Here is a 534-nt window from a genome sequence, read left to right on the forward strand (position 1 = left end):
GCCAAGAACGTGGTGGCGGCCGGGCTGGCCGATCGGGCCGAGGTGCAGGTGGCCTACGCGATCGGCAAGGCGCAGCCGGTGGGGGTGTTCGTGGAGACCTTCGGCACCGAGAAGATCGAGGTGGCCAGGATCCAGGACGCGATCCTGCGCGTGTTCGACCTGCGTCCGGCGGCGATCATCCGTGATCTGGACCTGCTGCGGCCGATCTACTCCCAGACCGCGGCCTACGGTCACTTCGGCCGCGAGGAGCCCAACTTCTCCTGGGAGCGCACCGACCGGGCGGAAGCGCTGCGCCAGGCCATCTGAGGGAGCCCGCCATGACGACGTTCCGCGAACTCCTCGGCCGCCGACTCATCGTCGCGGACGGGGCGATGGGCACCATGCTCCAGGACCACGAGCCGACGCTTGATGATTTCGATGGTCATGAGGGTTGCAATGAGGTGTTGAACGTGACGCGTCCTGACATTGTGCGGGGGGTTCATGACGCGTATTTCGCGGTGGGTGTTGATTGTGTGGAGACCAACACTTTCGGGG

General features: G+C 65.7%; 2 protein-coding genes. Both read left to right on the forward strand.

All coding sequences use genetic code 11. From position 1 onward, the window contains the following. Positions 1-306, forward strand: a 306-nt coding sequence (locus ACFQSB_RS40380) for a methionine adenosyltransferase domain-containing protein (protein WP_380832670.1), incomplete at its 5' end; no start/stop codon positions are given. Between the two features lie 11 nt (positions 307-317). Beyond that, on the forward strand, positions 318-534 hold a 217-nt coding region (locus ACFQSB_RS40385), incomplete at its 3' end, for a homocysteine S-methyltransferase family protein (protein ID WP_380832671.1).

It is taken from the genome of Sphaerisporangium rhizosphaerae, from assembly GCF_042665155.1.
Taxonomy (GTDB): Bacteria; Actinomycetota; Actinomycetes; order Streptosporangiales; family Streptosporangiaceae; genus Sphaerisporangium; species Sphaerisporangium rhizosphaerae.